Source organism: Flavobacterium algoriphilum, from assembly GCF_048158655.1.
GTDB lineage: Bacteria > Bacteroidota > Bacteroidia > Flavobacteriales > Flavobacteriaceae > Flavobacterium > Flavobacterium algoriphilum.
In genome coordinates this window covers 1-3,268 of sequence record NZ_JBLNKY010000013.1, presented here as the reverse complement: position 1 = coordinate 3,268, position 3,268 = coordinate 1, and the positions used below count along the sequence as shown (strand labels likewise).

General features: G+C 38.2%; 1 protein-coding gene. It reads left to right on the top strand.

What is annotated here, in order from left to right; all coding sequences use genetic code 11:
• Positions 1–1,172: 1,172 nt before the first annotated feature.
• On the top strand, positions 1,173–3,268 hold a 2,096-nt coding region (locus ACM55G_RS14875), incomplete at its 3' end, for a hypothetical protein (RefSeq protein WP_416844732.1).

Genomic DNA, 3,268 nt, shown 5'->3' with positions numbered 1-3,268 from the left:
AACGATTTCTAACTTTAAAGACATAGTGTAGTCTTTTTGGGTACGCTTAACATAGCGTGTTTCTTGTGCGGATTCCATAGGATACTTTTTTGTGTATCGCTATTTCAGGACTAGACAGTTTCACAAATAGTAACCCTGTCCAATTTAATTGGACAGGGTTTTTTATTTTTTTCGTGTTTTGAATAAAGTTGCCGAAACGATATTCTTTAAAATTCGCTTGTAAGGTCAATTTTCACTAGATGTTTTGCCACTTTAAGCGTGTCTAAGAAGGGCCCTAATCCTCTTTGAACTTAATTAGATTTCCCCTAAAGGTTATAAAATAGGGATACTTCTTCTTCAGTGTTTCTATTTGTAGTTTACTCTCTATTGTTAAAAAATCTTTTTGATTTGTAAATTAAAAAAGAGTATGTTTTTTATTTATGGAATCAAATTTTCATCAATTCAAATTTAAAATAGGCTTTAAAAGTCAACATATTTTCTAATCATATATTTTTATTTCCTCTGAAAATCACAAAATATGTAGTTGATAGTTTTTTTTATTCCTTTAATCGGAAATGTATGAAAAATTAGATTAATGTATTCTTAATTGCATAATTTAGTATTCAAGTTAATGGATTTTAGTTGTTTAAGTATATTTTTTTTTTGTTTAAAAAGTATTTATCCGAAGGAGTTCCATTAAAATAAATCAAAAACAGAACGATCATTCTATTGATTTTACATTTTACAGTCAAGCATATAGTCTTTCGTTATTTTATTATTTTAATTCAATAAATATGAAAACATTTCTACCCAAATCTGGATTTTTAACTATAGTTATTTTTATTACAAATATTTTTTTTTATAGGACATTAACTATCCCCGAACTGGACTATGGGTAAGTTCCTTCTATTACTTTAATGGGATTCATTTTCTAAGAGGTAACGAGTAACTTTAAATTGTATTTCGTTTTCATAGTATTTGAATACAGAGCTTACTGCTATTTAAATCAAGTATAATAGGATTAGGTAAAGTTTCAGTTACCTGAAATAATATTTTAATTTTTTTGTACTACTTCTAGTGCCATAATCCATTTTTATCATTAATACTTATTTTACAAAAATAGCTTTCTTACAAAATAGAGAAGGCTTTACTATTTTAAGAAATTTAATTACTTATACAAAAAAATAAATTTTATGAAAAATATTTTTACTTCAAAAGAAAAATTACTACATACAATTATATTGATAGTAGTATTTATTTTTAGCTTTATAGGCACAATTGACAAGGCCTATGCTCAATCTCCTCAAGCGATTCCCTATCAGGGAGTAGCCCGTAATGCTAGTGGAGATATACGAGCTTTACAGAACATCAGTTTGAGGTTTTCTATTCACAATGGTACTTCAACAGGTACAATTGTGTTTCGAGAAACCCATAATGTTACGACTACCAATCTTGGATTATTTAATGTAAATATCGGTTCAGGCTCACCGACTACTGGTACTTTAGCAGCTGTAAACTGGGGTGTTGGCGCTAAGTTTATCCAAGTTGAAATGGATGCAACAGGTGGTGTATCTTTTGTTGATATGGGGACCACACAATTGAATAGTGTACCTTATGCCTTATATGCTGAAAAATCTAACGTAGCTGGTGTGGCAGGTCCTGCAGGTCCTACGGGAGCAACAGGCCCTCAAGGAATTCAAGGGTTACCTGGAGTTCCGGGATCACAAGGATTAACCGGAGCTACTGGCCCTACTGGAGCAACAGGATCTCAAGGTCTTAAAGGTGATACTGGAGCTACAGGCGCAGCAGGAACAAATGGAATAGCTGGAGCAGCAGGAATAAATGGATCTCAAGGTCCAATAGGATTAACCGGAGCTACTGGTCCTACTGGAGCAACAGGATCTCAAGGCCCTAAAGGTGATACTGGAGCTACAGGTGCAGCAGGAACAAATGGAATAGCTGGAGCAGTTGGATTAACTGGAGCACAAGGCCCTAAAGGTGATACCGGAGCTACAGGTTCTACTGGAGCAACAGGTTCTCAAGGTCCTAAAGGTGATACCGGAGCTACAGGCGCAGCAGGAACAAATGGAATAGATGGATTAACTGGAGATACAGGCGCAGCAGGAGCAAAAGGAGATCAAGGAGTAACTGGTGCAAAAGGTGACACAGGTTTAACTGGAGCTACTGGTCCTGCCCCTTCAGGGACAGGTTTAGTTACCGTTTCCAGCGGTGTGTTGAATACTCCTGGAGGACTAACTGGCGATGTCACAACCTCTGGATCGGGTCTTGTTACCACACTCTCAACTACTGGAGTGAGTTCTGGAACTTACTCAAAAGTAACAGTTGATGAAAAAGGACGAGTGATAGCTGGCTTACAAGTTGTGGCTGCTGATTTTGGATTAGGAAATGTTAATAATACGTCAGATGCTGATAAATCGATATCAACGGCGCAACTAGCAGCATTAGATTTAAAAGAAAACTTGTCCAACAAATCAAATTCTCCCACATTAGGTACAAGCGATACTTTATACCCAACGCAAAATGCTGTTAAGAGTTATGTTGATGAAGGTGCTTCGTTAGGTTCTGAGGCTTTAGCAGCAGAAATTACTAGAGCTACAGTTGCAGAAGGAACCCTTACCACTAATGTAGCTGCCAATGCAAGCGCAATTGAAGGAGAAACTACAAGAGCTACCGCTGCAGAAGGAACCCTTACCACTAATGTAGCTGCCAATGCAAGCGCAATTGAAGGAGAAACTACAAGAGCTACCGCTGCAGAAGGAACCCTTACCACTAATGTAGCTGCCAATGCAAGCGCAATTGAAGGAGAAACTACAAGAGCTACCGCTGCAGAAGGAACCCTTACCACTAATGTAGCTGCCAATACAAGCGCAATTGAAGGAGAAACTACAAGAGCTACCGCTGCAGAAGGAACCCTTACCACTAATGTAGCTGCCAATGCAAGCGCAATTGAAGGAGAAACTACTAGAGTTACAGCTGCTCAAAGTGATGCTACTACTGCTTTAGCGAATGCCGCTACTGCCGATGGAAAAGCTGTTGCTGCTCAAGGGACTGCTGATACCGCCATCTTAAATGCTGCTACAGCCGATACAAAAGCTGTTGCTGCTCAAAGTGATGCTACTACTGCCTTAGCGAATGCCGCTACTGCCGATGGAAAAGCTGTTGCTGCTCAAAGTGATGCTACTACTGCTTTAGCGAATGCCGCTACTGCTGATACAAAAGCTGTTGCTGCTCAAGGAACTGCTACTACTGCCTTAGCGAATGCCGCTAC